At 67.6% G+C, this 19755-nt stretch carries 15 protein-coding genes and 1 tRNA gene; 9 read left to right on the top strand and 7 right to left on the bottom strand.

The genetic code is table 11. From position 1 onward, the window contains the following. The first annotated feature begins 174 nt into the window (after positions 1-174). Positions 175-1533: a DNA repair protein RadA gene (radA, locus tag ACFVM3_RS10835; protein WP_034310209.1), complete on the top strand. Its 1359-nt coding sequence runs from the start codon at positions 175-177 to the stop codon at positions 1531-1533. On the opposite strand, the gene ACFVM3_RS10840 is transcribed toward radA, so the two are convergent. Together ACFVM3_RS10840 and ACFVM3_RS10845 are read right to left on the bottom strand one after the other, a co-directional pair. Further along, complete coding sequence (locus tag ACFVM3_RS10840; protein WP_378437623.1) at positions 1530-2663, bottom strand: CU044_5270 family protein; 1134 nt, start codon at positions 2661-2663, stop codon at positions 1530-1532. The two genes, radA and ACFVM3_RS10840, sit on opposite strands and share 4 nt — an antisense overlap. Further along, positions 2650-3279 (bottom strand): RNA polymerase sigma factor, encoded by a 630-nt coding sequence (locus tag ACFVM3_RS10845; RefSeq protein ID WP_378437624.1) that lies wholly within the window; start codon positions 3277-3279, stop codon positions 2650-2652. The genes ACFVM3_RS10840 and ACFVM3_RS10845 overlap by 14 nt, the downstream gene beginning before the upstream one ends. Before the next feature lie 158 nt (positions 3280-3437). Between ACFVM3_RS10845 and ACFVM3_RS10850 the strand changes: the two genes are divergently transcribed. The 4 genes from ACFVM3_RS10850 (at position 3438) to ACFVM3_RS10865 (ending at position 6641) form a co-directional block, all read left to right on the top strand. After that, positions 3438-4103: a C39 family peptidase gene (locus ACFVM3_RS10850; RefSeq protein ID WP_378437626.1), complete on the top strand. Its 666-nt coding sequence runs from the start codon at positions 3438-3440 to the stop codon at positions 4101-4103. Between the two features lie 92 nt (positions 4104-4195). Further along, positions 4196-5152, top strand: coding sequence for a glycoside hydrolase family 6 protein (locus tag ACFVM3_RS10855; RefSeq protein WP_378437627.1), 957 nt, complete (start codon positions 4196-4198; stop codon positions 5150-5152). A 163-nt stretch (positions 5153-5315) separates the two neighbouring features. Further along, complete coding sequence (locus tag ACFVM3_RS10860; RefSeq protein ID WP_378437629.1) at positions 5316-6368, top strand: WD40/YVTN/BNR-like repeat-containing protein; 1053 nt, start codon at positions 5316-5318, stop codon at positions 6366-6368. Next, on the top strand, positions 6369-6641 hold the full coding sequence (locus ACFVM3_RS10865) for a MoaD/ThiS family protein (protein ID WP_378437631.1): 273 nt from the start codon (positions 6369-6371) through the stop codon (positions 6639-6641). It begins immediately after the preceding gene. 76 nt (positions 6642-6717) lie between these two features. On the opposite strand, the gene otsB is transcribed toward ACFVM3_RS10865, so the two are convergent. From otsB to ACFVM3_RS10890, 5 genes are all read right to left on the bottom strand, one after another. Next, a complete protein-coding gene (gene otsB, locus ACFVM3_RS10870; RefSeq protein WP_378437633.1) occupies positions 6718-9246 on the bottom strand; it encodes a trehalose-phosphatase in 2529 nt (842 codons plus the stop codon). A gap of 36 nt (positions 9247-9282) precedes the next feature. After that, on the bottom strand, positions 9283-10734 hold the full coding sequence (locus ACFVM3_RS10875) for a trehalose-6-phosphate synthase (protein ID WP_378437635.1): 1452 nt from the start codon (positions 10732-10734) through the stop codon (positions 9283-9285). 81 nt (positions 10735-10815) lie between these two features. Further along, positions 10816-12390 (bottom strand): threonine/serine exporter ThrE family protein, encoded by a 1575-nt coding sequence (locus ACFVM3_RS10880; RefSeq protein WP_378437636.1) that lies wholly within the window; start codon positions 12388-12390, stop codon positions 10816-10818. Positions 12391-12909: 519 nt separating this feature from the next. Continuing rightward, positions 12910-13566, bottom strand: coding sequence for a hypothetical protein (locus ACFVM3_RS10885; protein ID WP_378437638.1), 657 nt, complete (start codon positions 13564-13566; stop codon positions 12910-12912). A gap of 31 nt (positions 13567-13597) precedes the next feature. After that, the gene (locus ACFVM3_RS10890) at positions 13598-14002 is read right to left on the bottom strand and encodes a hypothetical protein (protein WP_378437639.1); all 405 of its coding nucleotides are present in this window, start codon (positions 14000-14002) and stop codon (positions 13598-13600) included. Between the two features lie 261 nt (positions 14003-14263). Between ACFVM3_RS10890 and ACFVM3_RS10895 the strand changes: the two genes are divergently transcribed. From ACFVM3_RS10895 to ACFVM3_RS10910, 4 genes are all read left to right on the top strand, one after another. Continuing rightward, positions 14264-14336 (top strand) — tRNA-Thr (locus tag ACFVM3_RS10895). A 231-nt stretch (positions 14337-14567) separates the two neighbouring features. Next, complete coding sequence (locus tag ACFVM3_RS10900) at positions 14568-15284, top strand: hypothetical protein (protein WP_378437640.1); 717 nt, start codon at positions 14568-14570, stop codon at positions 15282-15284. An 809-nt stretch (positions 15285-16093) separates the two neighbouring features. Then, on the top strand, positions 16094-17947 hold the full coding sequence (locus ACFVM3_RS10905) for an ATP-dependent endonuclease (RefSeq protein WP_378437642.1): 1854 nt from the start codon (positions 16094-16096) through the stop codon (positions 17945-17947). Next, entirely contained in the window at positions 17947-19671 is a 1725-nt protein-coding gene (locus tag ACFVM3_RS10910) for a UvrD-helicase domain-containing protein (RefSeq protein ID WP_378437643.1), read from the top strand. Before ACFVM3_RS10905 ends, ACFVM3_RS10910 begins: the two co-directional genes overlap by 1 nt. The last annotated feature ends 84 nt before the right edge of the window (positions 19672-19755 follow it).

A 19755-nucleotide genomic window follows, 5' to 3' on the forward strand; every position in this document is an offset into this window, starting at 1 on the left:
CGCCGGAGAAGGACGCCACGGGCGGCGGCCACTGAGTCACCCGTCCCCGAGCCGACGGGGCCCTTCACCGCATGTCATGCGGTGAAGGGCCCCTTCGCTGCGTCACATGCGGTGAAAGTCCCCTTCAGCCCGTCGTTGCCGGGGTTTGTCGGTGGTGGCCGCTAGCCTCGCGGGGTGGTCAAGAAAGGCAGCACCTACCGCTGCGGTGAATGCGGATACGAGGCGCCGAAGTGGGTCGGGCGCTGCCCGGAATGTCAGGCGTGGGGGACCATCGAGGAACGCGGCGACGCCCGCCCCGCGATAGCCAGGGTCGCGGCGGGAGCGCCCAGTGCCCCGGCGCGCCCGATCGGCGAGGTCGACGTCGAAACGGCGCGCGCGAAGCCCACCGGCGTCTCCGAGCTGGACCGGGTGCTCGGCGGCGGCTTCGTGCCGGGCGCGGTCATCCTGCTCGCGGGCGAGCCCGGTGTCGGCAAATCGACCCTCCTGCTGGAGGTCGCCTACCAATGGGCGGCCACCGCGGGCCGGGCGCTCTACGTCACCGGCGAGGAGTCGGCGGGGCAGGTGCGCCTGCGCGCCGAGCGCACCGGCAACGTCCACGACGAGATGTTCCTCGCGGCCGAGAGCGATCTCTCCGCGATCCTCGGGCACGTCGACGCGGTCAAACCGGGGGTGCTGATCGTCGACTCCGTCCAGACCATGGCCTCGCCGCAGGTGGAAGGTGCGCCGGGCGGCGTCACCCAGGTCCGCGCGGTCACCTCCGGGCTGGTCGCGCTGGCCAAGGAGCGCGGGCTGCCGATCGTGCTGGTCGGCCACGTCACCAAGGACGGCTCGGTCGCCGGGCCGCGCGTGCTGGAGCACCTGGTCGACGTCGTCCTGCAGTTCGAAGGCGACAAGCATTCGACACTGCGGATGCTGCGCGGCATCAAGAACCGGTTCGGCGCCGCCGACGAGATCGGCTGCTTCGAGCTGGTCGAGGAGGGCATCGTCGGCGTGCCCGACCCGTCTGGGCTGTTCCTCAGCCACACCGCGGAGCCGGTCGCGGGCACCGCGGTCACGGTGACCATGGAGGGCAAGCGGCCGCTGCTGGGCGAGGTGCAGGCGCTCGTGTCGGCGACCCAGTCACCGCAGCCCCGGCGCGCGGTGAGCGGCCTCGATTCGGCACGCGTCGCGATGGTGCTGGCCGTGGTCGAGAAGCGGGCGAACATCAAGGTCGGCGACAAGGACGTCTACGTGGCGACGGTCGGCGGCATGAAGATCACCGAACCTGGGATCGACCTCGCGGTGGTGCTGGCCCTGATCTCCTCGGCGAGGGACACGCCGCTCTCGCCCAAGCTCGTCGCGATGGGCGAGGTCGGGCTGTCGGGCGAGGTCCGGCGGGTGCCGAGCGTCGGGCGGCGGCTCGCGGAGGCCGCCCGGCTCGGCTTCACCTACGCGCTGGTGCCACCGGACTCCGGCAAGATCCCGCCGGGGATCCGGGTGCTGGAGGTCCCGGACGTCGGAAGCGCGCTCAACGCCGCCAAGCACGCGCGCTAGCTGGGCTTGGGGCCGCCGTCCTCGGTGATCGCCACCGAGATCGACGTGTCGAACAAGGTCAGCCCCGGCCAGCCCTCTTCCTGAGCGTTGGACCGGACGGCGCGGTTCCCGACGACGGCGGCCGTCGCCCTGTCGACGACGAACGTGCGCGTCCGGTCCGGCAACGCGACCGTGAAGGACACCGCGGGCCGTCCGCCGGGGGTGACCACGCTCGCCACGTCGATACCGGGCATTCTCGCGAGCGCTTTGCACAGTGCCACCCGCAGCGCGCCGAAGCCCTGGGAGGAACGGAGGACCTTGAAGGCCATCTCGAACATCTCGGGGGTGGAGTTCACCTGGTCCGGCGAGCGGCCGTCCGGCCAGAGGCCGTCACGGCGGAGCCGCTCGGAAAGCTTCGTCGGGTCGGCGGGCAGTTCGGAAAGGAACTCCGGGGTCGGGTCGGTCCACCCGCTTTCCGAAGGCAGCCGATCCTCGGAGGTCTTCACCGGCGGAGGCACCTGTGCCGTGGTGGTGGTTCGCGGCGGCCCGGCTTGCGCCAGGGTGACGTGGGACGACGGGCGCGGAAGAGATACGCCATGCTGCTTGGCCAACTGGTAGTCGCCCTTGACCCAGCGGATCTCGCCGGTGCCGGTGAGGCGCGTCTTGATCGGCATCCAGCTGTGTGGCGGCAGCCATCGTTCGAGGATCTCGTGGGTTTGGTAGACGAGCCCGGCGTCGGTGACGTGCGTGGTCCACGTGGACTCGGTGACGAGCCGGAACTGGTCGTCGCGGACCGGGAAGTCGTCGCCGTGGAGGGCTTCGAGGGCGTCTTCGCCTTGGGTGGCGGTCGAGTGGGCAGCGGGGTCCGGGCCGCCGTCGGCGGTGAAGACGTCCGTCGCCACGATCCCGCCGCCGGACACCAGTGCCGCGGCGGCCGCGGCGGCGATCCACCGCCACGAGCCCGGTCGCTTCTTCACCGGGGGCGCGGTCACGGGGAGGAGTTCGTCCTCGACATCGCCGGCGGCGCGCAGGAGCGTCGCCCTGGCACGGGAAAGTTCGTCCTGCCGGGTTTCCGGCTCGGCGTGGAGGCCGGCCAGCGCTTCGTCGAGTTCGGCCTCGGACCACACCTTCCGGATGTTACCGCCGTGCACTTTCGCCCTCCTTCGCTTTCCTTGAATCGTCCTTTGTGGACTCCGGTGCGTTGGCGCGGAGCCATCTCCGGATCCGGTGCAGCCGTGATCTGACCGTCCCGGCGGGAATTCCCAGCGCCTCGGCGACCTCGCCGGGATCCAGTCCCGCCCACGAGACCAGCAGCAGGGTGTCGCGGTCCGCGACGCTCAGTTCGGCCAGCGCTCCCGCGAGCTGGGCCGCGCGGGACTGCGCGTCGACCCGCTCGGCGACACGGCCGTCGTGTCCGGCCGAGACCGTCTGGTCGGCGGCCGCGAGCCTTGCCGTCGCGTTGAGCGCCCGGATCTCCGTGCGGACGTGGTGGCGCAGCAGGTTCGTCGCGATCCCGTACAGCCACGCGCGCGCCGTGCCGGCCTCGGGGCGATACGTCTCGCGGCGCCGGAGAGCCACGAGGAACGTCTCGGCGACGAGGTCGTGCGCGGTCTCCGTGCCGACGCGGCGCGCGAGATAGCGCTGCAGCGGGGCCGCGTGGGCGTCGAAGAGCAGGCCGAAGACGGGTGCGGGATCCGGGCCGCCGAGATCCGGCCTGTCCAGCCCGCGCGTGCCGGCCTGCTCGTGATCGTCTTTCATCACCTGCACGATCGCTATTGCCCGATGGCCCCGAAAGCGTTCATCCGATCCTACTTTCGTCGTGGGCCGAACGGGGAAAGCGCAGGTGACGCCGTAGGCAAAAGGCGCGGGACCCGAGATCATGTTCAGTATTCACCATTCAAAAGTGAAACTGGGGAAGGATTACCATGCGCCGACTCAGGACCGCGATCGTCGCCGCGCTCGCGGTGTCCGCACTGATCACCGCTCCGGCGGCGGCCCTCGCCCAAGGCGAGTACGTCGTACCCGCGCCCGACTTCGTGAAGTCGATGGCGCCGCCCGCCAAGGTCGAAGGGGTCAAGGCCGCCGCGGAGCTCAACATCCAGTACCAGATCCAGGAGACCGGGTACTGGTGCGGCCCGGCCGCCACCCGGATCGCCATCTCGGCCAAGAACGGCAACCCGCCGAGCCAGCAGCAGCTCGCGAACGAGCTCCCGACCAGCACCAACGGCACCGACTGGATCGGGCAGGTCACCCGCGTCCTCAACAACCACGTCGCCGGCGGCTGGTACGAGACCAAGGAGATGCCGAACGACCCGCCGACCCAGGCGCAGCGCGACCTCCTGTGGCGCGACATCGTGCTGGACATCGACAAGGGCTACGCGATCGTCGCGAACATCGTCGCCCCGGCGAACAACCACCCGCCGGGCTACCCGAACTACACGATCTACCACTACTTCACGGTCATCGGCTACAACAGCGACAACATGACGGTGAAGATCGCCGACCCGGCCAACTTCGGCGGCAACCAGATCTACTGGCTCACCTTCAACCAGCTCGCCACCTTGATCCCGCCGAAGGGCTACTCGGCCTGATCCCCCGCCGCGTTTCGTCCTCTGGACGCGTTCGGAGGACGAAACGCGTGGGTTGTACGAATCTTGTACGGGAGAGCTCGAAGCTGGTGGACATGCGCATCAAGACGCTCGGTCTGCTGGCCGCCTCGTTGCTGGCCCTCATCGCCGCGCCGGCCCAGGCCGCCGACGGCAATCCCCTTGAGAAGACCAACGGCTTCTACGTCGACCCGAACTCCAACCCCGCGGTCTGGGTGCGGGACCACCCGGGCAGCACCGCCGACAAGATCAAGGCCGCCATCTCCACCAAGGCGGGCGCGCGCTGGTTCGGCAACTGGAGCGGGAACATCAAGACCGCCGTCGACGGCTACACCTACGCCGCCGACGTGGCCGACAAGCTGCCGATCCTGGTCGCCTACAACATCCCCGGCCGCGACTGCGGCGGTCACTCCGGTGGCGGCGCCGGCAGCCCGGACGCGTACCGGACCTGGATCTCGAACTTCGCCGACGGTATCGGCGGCAAGCCCGCGGTCGTCGTCATCGAGCCGGACGCGCTCGCGCAGGTCGACTGCCTGCCTGTCGGCGAGCGTCAGACCCGCCTCGACCTGCTCAAGTACGCCGCCGAGCAGTTCGCCGCCAAGGCGCCGAACACCTGGGCGTACATGGACGGCGGCAACTCGACCTGGATCCCCGCCGCGACCATGGCCGACCGGCTCAACGCCGTCGGGGTGAAGTCGATCCGCGGTCTCGCGATCAACGTGTCGAACTACAAGACCACCACCGACTCGGCGAACTACGGCAAGGCCGTCAGTGCCGCGCTGTCGAGCAAGTACGGCTACACCAAGCCGTTCGTGATCGACACCAGCCGCAACGGCAACGGCCCGCTGGGCTCCGAATGGTGCAACCCGGCCGGGCGCAAGCTCGGGGTGACCTCGCAGACCGGCGGCGGCGCCGAGATGCTGCTCTGGGTCAAGGTGCCCGGTGACTCCGACGGCAAGTGCGGGATCGCGCCGAACGTCGAAGCCGGTCAGTTCAGCCCCGATCTGGCGCTGCGCCTGATCAGCGGTACCTGACCGCCCCTGAAGCCCGTCGCGCCGGCTGTTCGTCTGTGACCCTCGTTCTCCCGAGAAGGCGAGGGCCACGACCCCTTGGACAGCAGCCGGCGCGACGCCTCCATTTCCGCCCTTCCGGTAGTACGGTGACCTGAGTCACAGTGTTGACCGAGAGGATGGCGTCGTGGAGTTCCAGCTGGGGATCGGTACCAGGAAGGGCTTGTTCCTCGCCCGCAGCGAGGATCGCGAGAACTGGGAGATCTCCGAACCGAAGTTCCCCATGGAGGCCGTCCGGGCGGTCGCGCTGGCCCCCGCCAAGATCTACGCGGCCGCGGTCAACGAGCATTTCGGCCCGACGATCGCGACGTCGGAGGATTTCGGCGAGACCTGGGCCGAACCCGATCACGCGCCGGTCTCCTTCCCCGCCGACACGGAGACCGCGCTCGAAGGCATCTGGCAGATCGTGCTCGCCGGGGACGTCGTCTATGCCGGTGTCGAGCCGTCGGCGCTGTTCCGTTCCGAGGACGGCGGCGAGACCTTCGAACTCGTCCGAGGGCTTTGGGATCACGAGCACCGTCCACACTGGACTCCCGGTGGCGGCGGCCAGATGATCCACACGATCCTGCCGCATCCCACGGATCCGGGGCGGATCACCGTCGCCATGTCGACGGGCGGGGTCTACCGCACCGAGGACGGCGGCAAGAGCTGGACGGCGGCCAACCGCGGGATCAGCGCGGGTTTCCTGCCCGACGAGGAACCCGAATTCGGGCAGTGCGTGCACAAGGTCGCGATGCATCCGTCGCGTCCCGAGCGGTTCTTCCTGCAGAACCACGGCGGCGTCTACCGCAGCGACGACGACGCGAAGACCTGGCGGTCGATCGACGGCGGCCTGCCGAACGACTTCGGTTTCGCCATGGTCGTCCATCCGTCCAAACCGGACACCGTCTACAACTTCCCTTTGGTGGCCGACGTTCTCCGCTTCCCGCCGGAGGGCCGCTGCCGGGTCTATCGCAGCGAGGACGCGGGCGAGACGTGGACCGGTCTCGGGAACGGCCTGCCGGACAAGGGTTTCTACGCGGGTGTGCTGCGGGACGGGATGTGCGTCGATTCGCGGGACGGCGTCTACTTCGGCACGCGATCCGGTGAAGTGTGGGCGAGTCCCGACGAAGGAGACACCTGGCATCAGGTCGCCGCGCATCTGCCGGACGTGCTGTGCGTGCGGGCACAGGTGGTCTAGGTGGTCCGGGTTCTGCTGCCCGCGATGTTGCGGCCGCTCGCGGACGGCCGCAGTACCCTCGAAGTCGAGGCTTCGACGCTCGGCGGCGTCCTGGACTCGCTCGGTGCCGGGTTTCCCGCGCTGGAACGCCGCCTGCGCGACGAAACCGGCGCGCTGCGGCGATACGTGAACTTCTACGTGGACGGTGAGGAGTGCCGCCGTCTCGACGGTGCCAAGACCTCCCTGGCCGAAGTGAAGGAAGTCCAGATCATCCCGTCGGTCGCCGGGGGCTGAAGGGGACTTTCCCCGCATCCTGTGCGGGGAAAGCGCCCTTCGCCTCTTGAGACGCGGGGAAAGCGTCCTTCAGCTCCTACTGGGAAAGCAGGTTCGCGCAGCGGATCAGCCCGATATGCGAGTACGCCTGCGGGTGGTTGCCCAGCGAGCGCTCCGCGATCGGGTCGAACTGCTCGGGCAGCAGCCCGGTCGGGCCCGCGGCGTCGACGATCTGCGTGAACAGTTCCTCGGCCTCGGTGCGCCGTCCGGTGAGCAGGTACGCCTCGATGAGCCAGGCCGCGCAGATGTGGAAACCGCCCTCGCCGCCGGGAAGGCCGTCGTCGCGGCGGTAACGGTACACAGTGGACCCACTGCGCAGTTCCGCCTCGATCGCGGTCACCGTGGACTGGAACCGCGGGTCGGCCGGATCGATCAGCCCGGTCAGCCCGACGAACAGCGACGCGGCGTCGAGATCCGTTCCGTCGTAAGCGGTCGTGAAGGCCTGGACCTCTTCGTTCCAGCCCTTCTCCAGGACGTCCGCGGCGATCTCGTCACGCAGCGAAGGCCACGCGCCCGGCACCTCGCGGCCGTAGACCTCGCCCAGTTTGATCGCCCGGTCGATGGTCACCCAGCACATCACCCGCGAATACACCCGGTGGCGCGGCACGTGCCGCTCCTCCCAGATGCCGTGGTCCGGCTCGTTCCAGCGCCGCGTGACAGCCTCGGCCATCGCGCGCACCATCTGCCAGTCCTCGTCGCGGAGCTCGCCGCGCGCCGCCGCCAGCGTCTGCACGAGCTCGACGACCGGGCCGAACACGTCCAGCTGGACCTGGTGGTTCGCCAGGTTGCCGACGCGGACCGGCCGCGAACCGGCGTACCCGGGAAGCGACTCGATGACCGCTTCGGCACCGATCACGCTGCCCGCCAAGGTGTACAGCGGGTGCAAGCGTTCCGGACCGGCCAAAGTGGACAGCACGCCGTGCAGCCAGCGGAGGTAGCCTTCCGCCTCGTCGGTCGAGCCGAGGTGGACCAGTTCGCGCACGGTCATGGCCGCGTCGCGGATCCAGCAGTAACGGTAGTCCCAGTTCCGGACGCCGCCGATCTCCTCCGGCAGCGAGGACGTCGCCGCCGCGAGCACGCCGCCGGTGTCGGTGTTCACCAGCCCGCGCAGCGTGAGCGCCGAGCGGCCGACGAGGTCGGTCTGGACGCTGGGCAGTTTGAGCGTCCGCGCCCAGGTGCTCCAGTAGTCCCCCGCGCGGGCCCGCCGATCCACTTCGGACAGTTCGTGCGCGCCGAGATCCGAGGTGCCGCAACGGAGTTCGAGCACCACCGGGTGGTCAGGGGTGGGAGTGACGAGCGCCGTCGCGGTGTCGTTCATCCCGTCGGAGGTGATCTCCCACTCCACGCCCGGCGAGCGCAGCGCGAACGGTTCCGAGGTGCCCTGCACCAGGATCCCGTCGCCCTCGGCGACCAGCTTCACCGGCACACCGCCGAATTCGGGCCGTGGCGCGAACACGATCTCCGCCGCCGCCTCACCCGAGATCACCCGGACGAGATCCGTGCGGTGCGAGGGGCTCTCCGGTTCGAGGTAGTCGGTGACGAGCAGCCGCGACCAGCGAGTCTCGACCGTCATCGTGTTGGGCAGGTAACGCTGCCCGAGCGGCAGGCCGTTGCGGTGCGGTTTGATCGAGAAGTGTCCGGCGCCTGCCCCGCCGAGCAGGTCCGCGAAGATCGCGGGCGCGTCGGGCCCGGGGTGGCACAGCCAGGTCAGCCGCGCGTCCGGCGTGACCAGCGCGACCGAACGTTCGTTGGCCAGCATGGAAAGCCGCTCGATCGGCGGCGCCTGCTCGCCGTAGAGCCAGTTGCGCCGCTCTTCGAGGAGGAAGGCCAGCGCCATCGCGACGTCGACGGTGTCCGGGACCCGGTACTGTGCGAGGCTTTCGCCGTCGCCGACCTTCACGCCGAGGTCCGGGCCGGAGATCCGGGCGAACGCCTTCTCGTCGGTGACGTCGTCGCCGAGGAAGACCGCGGCCGTCGCGCCGACCTGGTGACGCAGGGTGTCCAGCGCGCGGCCCTTGTCCGTCTGGACGACTGCGAGCTCGACGACCTCCTTGCCGTCGGTGGTGGACACGCCCTCCCACCGCGCGGGTCCATTGTGGACGTCGCGCAGGACCCGGCGGCCCGCCTCGTGCTCGGCACGGCGGACGTGCACCGCGATACTCGCGGGCTTGACCTCGAGCGAGACGCCCGGCACGTCGAGCACCAGGTTCTCCAGCTCGGCTTCGAGCCGTCTGTGCAGCTCGCGCGCCTTGTCGTCGAGCGCGTGGATGAAGCCGATGTCGAATTCGGACCCGTGGCTGCCGACCAGGTTCACCTCGGCCGGGAGACGGGACAGGGTGGCGAGATCACGCAGCGCGCGGCCGGAGATGACCGCGGTGGTCGTCTCGTGCAGGCCGGCCAGCGACCTCAGCGCGCCTACCGATTCGGGCAGCGGCCGGGCTTCGTCCGGATTGGCCGTGATCGGAGCCAGCGTGCCGTCGTAGTCGCAGGCGACCAGCAACCGCGGGGTGCGCGCGACCTGGACGATCGCGCGCCGCAGCTCGGCGGGCAGTGCCTCGGCGGTCAACGATTTCTCCTCGGGAACGTAGCGGGGGTTGGGGAATCAGTCGGCCGGTTCGGCACCGAGCGCTTGGAGGAACGAGCGCGCCCAGCGGTCGACGTCATGCGTGAGGACCTGTCGACGCATGGCGCGCATACGGCGGCGTCCCTCTGCGGGGTCGAGCGTAATGGCAGTCTCCAAGGCGTTCTTCACCCCGTCCAGGTCATGGGGGTTGACCAGGAGCGCGCTGGTGAGCTCCGCCGCGGCGCCGGCGAACTCCGAAAGCACGAGCGCGCCGCCCAGGTCGTGGCGGCAGGCGACGTACTCCTTGCAGACGAGGTTCATCCCGTCACGCAGGGGAGTGACCACCATGACGTCGGCCGCGGAGAAGAACGCGGCCAGCTCCGTCCGGTTCACGGACTGATGCAGATAATGCACGACCGGGTGACCCACGCGGGCGAATTCGCCGTTGATCCGCCCGACCATCTGCTCGATGTCGCCGCGCATCCGCTGGTAGTGCTCGACGCGCTCGCGGCTCGGGGTGGCCAGCTGGACGAACGTGACGTCCTCCGGGCGGACGCGGCCTTCGTGCAGCAGCTCGTGCAGCGCCTGCAACCGCAGGTCGATGCCCTTGGTGTAGTCGAGCCGGTCGACGCCGAGCAGGACCTTCTTCGGGTTGCCGAGGTCGCGGCGCAGCTGGGCGGCGCGTTCGGCGACGCCCTTGGTCTTGGCGAGTTTGTCGAGGCCGATGGCGTCGATGGAGATCGGGAACGCGCCGACCCGCACCGTGCGGTCGCCGACCTGCATCAGGCCGGGGCGGGTGCGGATACCGACCGCGCCGCGGCTGGACTCGAGGCCCGCCAGCTGCCGCGCCAGCCAGAGGAAGTTCTGCGCGCCACCCGGCCGGTGGAACCCGACGAGGTCGGCCCCGACCAGGCCGCGGACGATCTCGGTCCGCCACGGCATCTGCATGAACAACTCGACCGGGGGAAACGGGATGTGCAGGAAGAACCCGATCCGCAGGTCGGGCCGCAGTTCGCGGAGCATCGCCGGCACCAGCTGCAGCTGGTAGTCCTGGATCCACACGGTCGCGCCCTCGGCGGCGACCTTGGCGCTCGCCTCGGCGAAGCGCCGGTTCACCCGGACGTAGGACTCCCACCAGCTCCGGTCGAACACCGGCCGCTCCACCACATCGTGGTACAGCGGCCAGAGCGTCGCGTTGGAGAAGCCCTCGTAGTAGTCACGGACGTCGTCCGAGGTCAGGGTGACCGGGTGCAGGACCAGGCCGTCGTCGTCGAACTCCTCGACGTCGACGTCGGGCACACCCGGCCACCCGACCCAGGCTCCCTTGCGTGACCGCAGGAACGGTTCGAGCGCGGACACCAGCCCGCCGGGGCTCGCCGTCCAGCGCCTGCTTCCGTCGGCGGTCCGTTCGAGGTCCACCGGGAGCCTGTTCGCCACCACCACGAAATCCGCGGAGGCCGTTCTGCTCGTCTCGGCAATCACTTCGTCCACCAGCCGCTCCCTCGATTCGCGGGTCGCTGCCCTAAGCGGAAACCCTATCGCGCGAGGAGGCCACGGCCCGTCGGCGAGCGATCACTCCAAGCGTCGTTCGGCGGGTCCCATCGGGCCCGCCATCCTCGGCCCGGCGAACTTGCGTTCGAGCCTGCCGAGCCCCGTGCGCACCGGCTGCGCGAGGTATTCGCCGAGTACCACACCCGCTGCCAGGGCAAGCCCGATCGCGACCGCGGTCATCAGCGTCGAGATGTTCCCGCCGGGCTCGACGCCCAATTGGTATAGACCACGATAGGTGGAGAGGCCGGGGAGGAGGGGCGTGATGCCGGACACAGCCACCACGAGGGGCGTCACCTTGAGCCGCCTGGCCAGCACGCCGCCGCAGAAACCGACCAGCGTGGCGGCTACCGCGGACGAACTGACGGCCTGGAAGTCCGTCAGCATCAAGGCGCCGTAGACCGCGCCGCCGATGGCGCCCGCCGCTCCCGCGACGATCATCGCGCGCAGCGTCGAGTAGGACGCCAGCGCGAAGCAGGCCGACGCGCCGACGCTGCCGAGGATGATGACCGGCAGGTCCTGCGGCGTCGACGAGACGACCTCGGGCAGCGGAGTCAGCGGGAGTCCGAGCAGCAGCGCGATCTTCAGTGCGAGCACCACGCCCGCGATCAGCCCGGCACTCATCAGCGCGGTTTCCATCGTGCGCCCGGCCGCCGTGACGTAGTAGCCGGTGATGGCGTCCTGCACGGCGGAAACCGTCGAGAGGCCGGACAGCAGCACGGTGACTGCCGCCGCGACCACCAGCGTGGGTTTGTCCGTGGTGAGCAGGTTGCTGCTGACTATGGCCATCGCCGACAGGGTCGCGACCAGGCCGCCGATCACCTGCTGGAAGAAGAACGGCAGCGCGAAACGGTTGAGGAACCGGCCGAGGCGGTCGATGACCGCGCTGATCACCAGCGCGACCAGTGCGACGTCGATGCTGCCGCCGAGGATCAGGGTGATGAACGCGGCCAGGCCGCCCCAGGCGGCCGTGGCCACCCAGCGGGGGTACGGGTGCGGCGCGGTGGTGATCCGCTGGAGTTCCTGCTGGGCCTCTTCGGCGCCGATGTTGCCGCGGACGATCCGGCGGACCAGCGTCTCGGTCTGGGTGAGCCGCGTGTAGTCGAGGCTGCGCGAGCGGACCACGCGCAGCGCCGTGACCGGGGCCATGTCGGTGCCGCGGTGGCAGGTCACCGTGATCGACGTGAAGATCACGTCGACCTCGCAGTGCGGGAGGCCGAGCGCGGAAGTCAGCGCGATGATCGTCGCCGTGACGTCGGAGGCACCGGCGCCACTCGACATCTGGACCTCGCCGATACGCAGGGCGAGGTCCAGGACGAAGTTGACCGTCGAGTCGTCGGGCGGTTTCGGGCCCATCGCCTCGTCGCTCTCGACGGCGGGCTGCTCCGCCGTCGGCGCCTCGAGGATCTGCCAGGCGCGGCGGCGCAGCAGATTCGGCCGGTGCGAGCGAGCCTGGGGGATCGATCGCTCTCCGTCACGTTGGCGCGGCGCTTCCAGCAGCCATTCGCCACGTTCGGGTGTTTCGTCCTGTTTCTTTTCGGCACTGTGCCCGCTCTGTTCGCCGCGCTGGGCTCCCTTGGTGTGCTCGTTGATCTTCATGATCGATCCACCTCCTCACTCTGGTTCGAGGGACTTTCCCGAGGAGCATCGGGGCCGGTGCCTCGACCGTTGCAGGAAACCCGAAGTGGCGTCCACCACGTCGGAGGAAGATCGTCGCGGGCGCGCCGGCTCACGGCGCTCCGCATGCCGTGGCGCCCGCTGTGAGCAGGAGATACGTTCTTCACGCGGCTGGGCTCGTCGCCGCCGGAACAGTGGCGACGTTCACCCTTTCGGGGGCTTTTAGCGGGGCGGAGGCCCCGGTTTTCGAGCACGGGGTGGCGTCCGGTGAGAGGAGGCCGACGATGCCGGATTCGCCCGCGTCGGGGTCGGGACGCGACCATACGGTGAAGGTGACGGACGAGGACGTCGCGAGCCCGCGGTTCGGCGTGGTCTCGTGTGCCAACTGGGCTGTCGGTCACTTCGCCCCCTACGGCTGTTCGGCCGACCGCTACGCCTTCCTCCACGTGGGTGACTACCTCGATGAGGGAAATCCCAACCCTGCGGGTGATCTCCGGCCTTTCAATGCCGGTCGTTTCCTTCGGCGAAGGCGACCAGCGAAACGGGGCGACCATCGCGACGTGCCCGCCCCAGCTCGAGTACCGCCATCGAGACCAGGTACCGATAACCGTCGGTACCCGCCAGCGACCCGAACCCGTCCTCCACGGTCAGCCCCTCCGAGGAAACCACTGCCAGCAGGTCGCGGAGAAACTCCTCGACCGACTCCCAGACCGCTTCACGGTCGGCGTACATGTCCATGTCGCAGTACACGACCTGTCCGACGCGCCCTTTCGCGCCAGGGTGCGAATCGACCGCGATCGCGAGATCGGCGGTCGCGTACAGCGCGCACCAGCCGCGGTCCCACCACACCTTCCGCACCGCATCTTCGGCCGAGCCGTCCAACTCCTCGAAGGGCTCGCCGGGGTCACTGGACTCCGCCTCATCCGCCCGTGCGGCGACATACCGCCCCGCTGAGTCAGCGCCTTCCAGGCACATCCCGAGAAGGTCACGACCACCCAATACCGACCACAACTCGGCGACCTCCGCCGGGACCGGCACGCCGGTCCACTCCTGGTACCGGCCGACCTCCGCGGCTCCTCGCCGCAGCGCGGGCTCGAAACCCCTGTCCACCAACGCGTCCCAGACGCGCTGAGCCACAACCGCTACTACTCCACTCATCCATTACCTCAGGATCAGAACGGTCGGCCACTCACCAGTCACGCGGTCGCAGGATCTCCACGATTTCCTCAGGCGGAAGCCCGCTGAAGACCTGGTTCGCCCACTTGATCGCTTCGTCGATGTCGTAGGAATACTCGATCCGGAACTCACCCGACCGCGCAACGGTGCATTTCATTCCCATGCACTCGACCCCTTGTGCATCGAGTAGCCCGGTGGAGGATTTCTGGATTCGCCGATCGAGGTCGCGATGGTCCCACAGGTCTACGTCCTTTCCTTCGCCGCCTTGGTAGGCGACCACGGTCCAGGTGCCGACACCTCGCGAAGGAAGGACCCGCGCCGAAACCCCGTATGTCCAGTTCGGATAAGCAAGGGCGGCCGCTTCTCCGGTTGCTCGCACTAGGGTCGTTGTGACTTCTGCTTCATCGAAATCGGCCAATATTCACTCACGTCCATTGTTCTTGAATCACTTTATGGCGGCCGCGGTTGTCGAAATCGATAGCGCTCTCCCAGTATGCCTGCCCCATTCCCGGCATCGTACTTCGGTCCGGATGTCGTCCGGGTGAAATGGGACTACGCCGCCGGACCCCGCGACGTTCGCGCGCGCCTTCCGTGCGGTGGCCGGGGACCCTCGGGTGTGCCCTGCGGACCGCTGAACCGGCGCCGATATACTGGCCTTGCCCGGGCTGCCCTGGGCGCGGCCGCTATAGCTCAGCTGGTAGAGCATCTGTCTTGTAAACAGAAGGTCAGGGGTTCGAGCCCCCTTGGCGGCTCAAGATCAACATGGTGCTTGACCTGCTGAGATAGCGGGTTATGCGAGTGGTATTCACGTTTGATTCGGCGTTATTGGGCTCCGTTTCGTCTCCGTTTGCTCCGGTGTGCCGAAGCGTGTGCTGACGCTAGTTGCAGCTGGTCCACGGCGCACTGATGGTCTTGCTACCTGGTAAGCGCCCGAGGCGCCGGGCGCTGCAACATCTCTGCCGATTTTTGCCACGTTGTTGGTCATGACCGACCACGCGCGGCCGGGGGCCGCGAGCACCTCCTCGGCACCGAGATCAGCGTCGGCCTCGTTCAAGCGGCTGCCTGAGCTGAGCCGGGCCGCGATGTGGTGGACCGCGTTCGTGATCGCCATCCTGACCGCGGGCGCGGTGACCCTGTTGTGGTGGCCGGCCACCGCCGGGCTCACCGGCGCGGATCTGGTGAAGGCGCGGCTGGACGCGTTGAAGATCGGGCTCAGCATCGGCGTCGGCAGCGGCGGCGTGGTCGCGCTCTACCTCGCATGGCGCCGCCAGCACTCCACCGAAGCCGACCTCGACAACCGTGAACGCGCCCTCACCCAGCAATACGAAGTCCTCGCCCACCAGCAGGACGTTGCCGCCGCCACCCAGGCGCACCAGGAACGCGTCGCTGACGACGCCCCCGCCGATGCCACCGCCCGCCGGATCACCGAGCTGTACCTCAAGGCCGCCGAGCTGCTCGGGTCGGACAAGGCCCCGGTCCGACTCAGCGGACTTTATGCCCTTGAACGCCTCGCTCAGGACAACGAGACCCAGCGTCAGACCATCGTCAACGTTCTCTGCGCGCCGCATAGCCGGGCCTCAGGTCATTCGGCACGTGCCAGGTCGCGCAGCCTGCTTCTTGAATACATTCGGCGGCTGATGGGAGCGCCAGCACAGCTGGGAGCTTGTCCGGGCAATCGCCCGGACAAGCCCCTGAGGTAGGCAAAGTCCTCATCACCCATCGTAGCCGGAGCGGTACCGCTGGATGGCGCCTCCACTCCTTGACGTCGGCCCGGCTCTGCAACGCCATCCGCGGCGCCCCCGGCCCGGGGTCCAAGTAGGCTGGGCCCTGCGACTGTCCCTGGGAGGTAAAACGGGGTTGCGGCTCACGTCGACATCAGCGAGCACGCTCTGAGCGTCGACTTGGCACGTAAGCCCCCGGCTGATCGGGCCACCGCCCGTGCGAGGAACGCCTGACGGGCAAGATCAGGTCGTCCGGCACCACGTCGGGCGGGTGGGTGTGTCGGGTGCCAGCCCGGAAACCCGGGCTGGCACTGGTGCGTCGGTTGCTCGACTTGCCGTGGGCGGCAGCGTTGTCGTCCGGCGGGCGCGAGCGGCCCTCTAGGCCGCGGGGATTCTTCCGGGCACGGGCGGCGGCGATATCCCGGAGATGGGGGCGCCCTGCTCGATGATGAGCTCAGGCAGCGTCTCGACAACGTCGTGCATGGTTCTCCACGAGTCCACCGTCGACCGATCTCGTCGCCGCCTCGAAGACCAGCATCGGCCGACGAACATGGAGCGCCACGTTGCTGAGGGGAAGGGTTCCCATTGCGGGCGCGGAGGCCTTGGTCGAACCCTTGAGGCAATCCGAGGTCACGTGCATGCTGCTCGGCTGAAGCATGGTGGCAGAGAGTTACGATCTGGATTCGATACCTAGTTCGCTGGAACGTCCTGCTCAGTGCGCCGATTCCTGTGTGTGCGTCCCTATGTGATTGGGCGGTAAGTCACTAGATGTAGTGGGTAGGAGACCGGTGCGGGTACGACGAGTATCGATCAGCAACTTCCGGGGCGTCCGGAGCGGCAGTGTTCTGCTGGACTCGCACAGCCTGCTGGTGGGCGGGAACGCGGTGGGGAAATCCACGGTGTGCGAGGCGCTTGATCTAGTCTTGGGTCTGGAAAGGCTCTATCGCCGGCCCGTCATCGATGAGTACGACTTCCATCGGACTCACTACCGGGCAGCCGAGGCACCGGTCGACGGTCCCGCTGCGCCGACCGAGGTGCACATCGAAGTCGTGCTCACAGACCTTTCAGAGGAGGCGCGTCGTCGCTTCCGCGGTCATCTGCGGCCCTGGTCCGGCGAGAACAACGACTTCACTCCGCCTGCGGCTGAGGACGCGGTCGACTTGGTCGAAGGCGAGTGGTGCCTGCCCGTGGTGTTTCTCGGGCGATTCAACATCGCCGATGACGATTTCGAAGGCGGTACCTTCTTCGCCCATCCTCGCCGTCCCGACGGGGACTACGCTGAAGATGATCTCGGTGGCGCACTCTCGCCATTCCGGCGAGACGACAAACGGTACTGCGGGTTCCTTTACCTGCGACCGAATCGGACTGGAAACCGCGCGTTGAGCTTCGGACGTGGCTCGCTGATCGACACCATCGTTCGGCTGGAATCAGACCGGACTGGGTCATTGTGGACCAGCGCGCTCGATGCGCTGGGTGAGATCGACTTGGCTGAGAGCACCGCTGGGTTCGCCGAGATCCGCAGTGCTGTGCTGTCTCGGGTTCGGAATTTCCTGTCGGTGCCCGCCGACGACAGCGCGCTCGGTGTGCGTCCTTCCGACCTGACCCGGGAGCACTTGCGCGAAGTGCTGCGCATGTTCATTGCCACCCAGCCAGGTACATATCCTGTGCCATTCAATCGCCTGTCGACCGGTGCGCTCAATGTCCTCGTGTTCGCGCTGCTGACCTACATCGCGGACCTCCGCGGGCCGGATTCGGTCATCTTCGCCATGGAGGAGCCCGAAATCGCCTTGCCCCCGCATACGCAGCGACGTCTTGTCGATTTCGTCACCGGCACCATGGGGCAGGCCATCGTCACCTCCCACTCGCCCTACGTGATCGAGCGGTTCGACCCCGGCCAGATCGTGGTTCTCAAACGCGACGACGACGGAGTCCTGACGAGCAAAACGATCGAACTCGGGAGTGAACTCAAGCCGAAGCGGTACCGCCAGGAACGGCGCCAGTTCGCCGAGGCCGTACTCGCTCGTGGCGTTCTCGTCGTCGAAGGTGCCACCGAAGTCGTGACTCTTCTCGCGATCGCGGACGCCCTCGACGCCGACCCGGCCACTCCCTACCAGCACCCTGATGTCGCGGGTCTGAGCTTGTTCAACGCCGGCAGCGATACGGGCGTCCCACAATATGGCCCGATCTTCGCCGCGATGGGCAAGACAGTATTCGGAGTGCACGACACTCCGAACGCGCCCCTGACAGCAGAGCAGAACGCCAACACCCAGTCATTCGCAATCCACTCTCAAATCGGCTATCCGGGGATTGAGGATCTCCTCGTCACAGAGATCTCAACGGCCGTCCAACGCAAGTTCCTCGGTTCGGTGTCCACGCGCAGCGACTACCCCGCCCAGTGCGGCCAACTTGCCGCGCAGGCGAGCGACGAGCAAGTTCGCACCCTGGCACGCGATGTCCTGAAGAAGAAAAAGGGCACCGAGTCATTCGCGCCACTACTCATCGCCGAGTGCAGCCGCGATGAGTTGCCGACGACCCTGGTGACGCTTCTGCTCGATATCCACCGGCACTTGTCCCCGCTCCCGCACGCCGGCCACCCGCACCCCGAAGACACCGCCCAGCCCAACGATCTCGGCGACGCCTGATGCGGCTCGACGACACCCGCAAGCAGATCCTCGCAGCTTCCGGCCACCTGCTCATCCAAGGTGGCCCAGGAAGCGGAAAGACCACTATCGCCTTACTCAAAGCCGCACAAACGCTGGAGACACTGGCTGCTGAGCAGCACGTCGTCTTCCTGTCATTCTCCCGCGCCGCCGTGCGGCAGATCTCCGATCGCGTCGGCGAGCACCTTCCCCTGGCCATCCGCCCCCTCTTGGAAGTGCGCACCTTTCACGCATTCTTCCTCGACTTGGTCCGCGCCCACAGCCCCCTGCTCACCGGCACCTCTGCGGAATTCCTGGCCCCCGACGCTGAACGGCAACGCCAAGCCGACCACGACGGCGACTGGGACAGCGAGACCATCGCACTGGCCAACCGTGGCATCTTCGTCTTCGACCAACTCGCCGCCACGGCAGCCACCCTCCTCGAACGCAGCTCCGCCCTGCGAGCCCTCTACAGCGACCGCTATCCACTCGTGATCGTCGACGAATTCCAAGACACCAATGTCGATCAATGGCGCGTCGTCCAGGCTCTCGCGGATAAGTCCACCGTGATCTGTCTGGCGGATCCAGACCAACGCATCTACGAAGGCTTCGTCAAAGGCGTTGACGAAGAGCGCCTGCACCACGCGGTCACCGCACTGCAGCCCACACCGTTCGACCTCGCCGGCGGCAACCACCGCAGCCCGGGCAACGGCATCCTCGACTACGCCAACGCAGTCCTACGCAATAGCCCCGCCGAACAGCCGTCATCAGTCCAGTACGTCCGCTACAGCTACCCGTACACTCCCGAGGCTGTTACCCACCATGTGGTCCTCCGCCTCCAAGCTATGTTGGCCGAACAGCTCGGACGAGAACCCACGATCGTTGTTCTCGGGCCATCTAGCGCCTTTGTTGCCAGCATCTCCGAAGCAATATCTGCGGAACAATCCATCAACGGAACCCAGCTGCCCGCCGTCGACCACGAGCTGGTCTGGGACCCTGTGCTCGCAGCGGCCGCAGGCTATGTCGTGGCGAGCATCCTCGAATGGCCAACACTCTCACGCGACGAGGCCGTCACATTCACCCTTCACAGGATCGCGGACTTCTATCGTGTCAAATTCACCGACAAGCAAGCCGAGACTGCTCGCTCGGCGATCAAGACGACCAACAACGCAATCAAAGCCTTCGGTCTTGGAAAGACTCCTCTTTCCAAGACCGGCAAGCTGGTGATAGAAGAAGCCGACAAAGGAATTCAGCTAACAGGGAACCCGGTCACGGACTGGCAACTAGCGCGTGCCCGGTTGCGCGGCTCAAAGGAGCTGCGCGAGATTTTCGACAAGGCCCGCATGCTCCGACTGCTGCACGCCACCGATGCTCTGGCGTGGGGGCTGACCGATGCATGGGATGGTCAAGCATCCTATCCTGGTGCCGCAGAGATCGTGCGCCGCGTCCTCGCAGAGGAGCTTATCGACGGCCGCCCGGCCGAACCGCGCGCGGTCACGTTGATGAATATGCATAAGTCAAAAGGAAAAGAGTTTGACGGTGTTGTCATCGCCGAAGGGTTGTATACCCCGAAACTCGTCGATCCTGACTGGAGTGATAAACGTATAGTCCAGCAGCGTCGTGTGATACGAGTGGCCATCACTCGTGCGCGACACAGGGTCTTTTTCGTGCGCCCAAAGAATGCGATTCCACTCGTGCCGCCTAAGGGGAACCGTCCTCAGGGTTGATTTGGTTCCCGAGGTCAAGCTTCTGCCCAGCGTGCCAGTCGCACGGTGGCGGATCCGAACAACCTGGAGGCGTCGCAGCGTCGC

The organism is Amycolatopsis sp. NPDC057786 (genome assembly GCF_042797905.1).
Lineage (GTDB): Bacteria > Actinomycetota > Actinomycetes > Mycobacteriales > Pseudonocardiaceae > Amycolatopsis.

Excerpts from the sequence above, each read along its gene's own strand:
- ACFVM3_RS10855 (WP_378437627.1), top strand. The coding sequence starts at position 4,196 with ATGCGCATCAAGACGCTCGGTCTGCTGGCCGCCTCGTTGCTGGCCCTC.
- ACFVM3_RS10850 (WP_378437626.1), top strand. The coding sequence starts at position 3,438 with ATGCGCCGACTCAGGACCGCGATCGTCGCCGCGCTCGCGGTGTCCGCA.
- ACFVM3_RS10880 (WP_378437636.1), bottom strand. The coding sequence starts at position 12,390 with ATGAAGATCAACGAGCACACCAAGGGAGCCCAGCGCGGCGAACAGAGC.
- ACFVM3_RS10900 (WP_378437640.1), top strand. The coding sequence starts at position 14,568 with ATGACCGACCACGCGCGGCCGGGGGCCGCGAGCACCTCCTCGGCACCG.
- ACFVM3_RS10910 (WP_378437643.1), top strand. The coding sequence starts at position 17,947 with ATGCGGCTCGACGACACCCGCAAGCAGATCCTCGCAGCTTCCGGCCAC.
- ACFVM3_RS10885 (WP_378437638.1), bottom strand. The coding sequence starts at position 13,566 with ATGAGTGGAGTAGTAGCGGTTGTGGCTCAGCGCGTCTGGGACGCGTTG.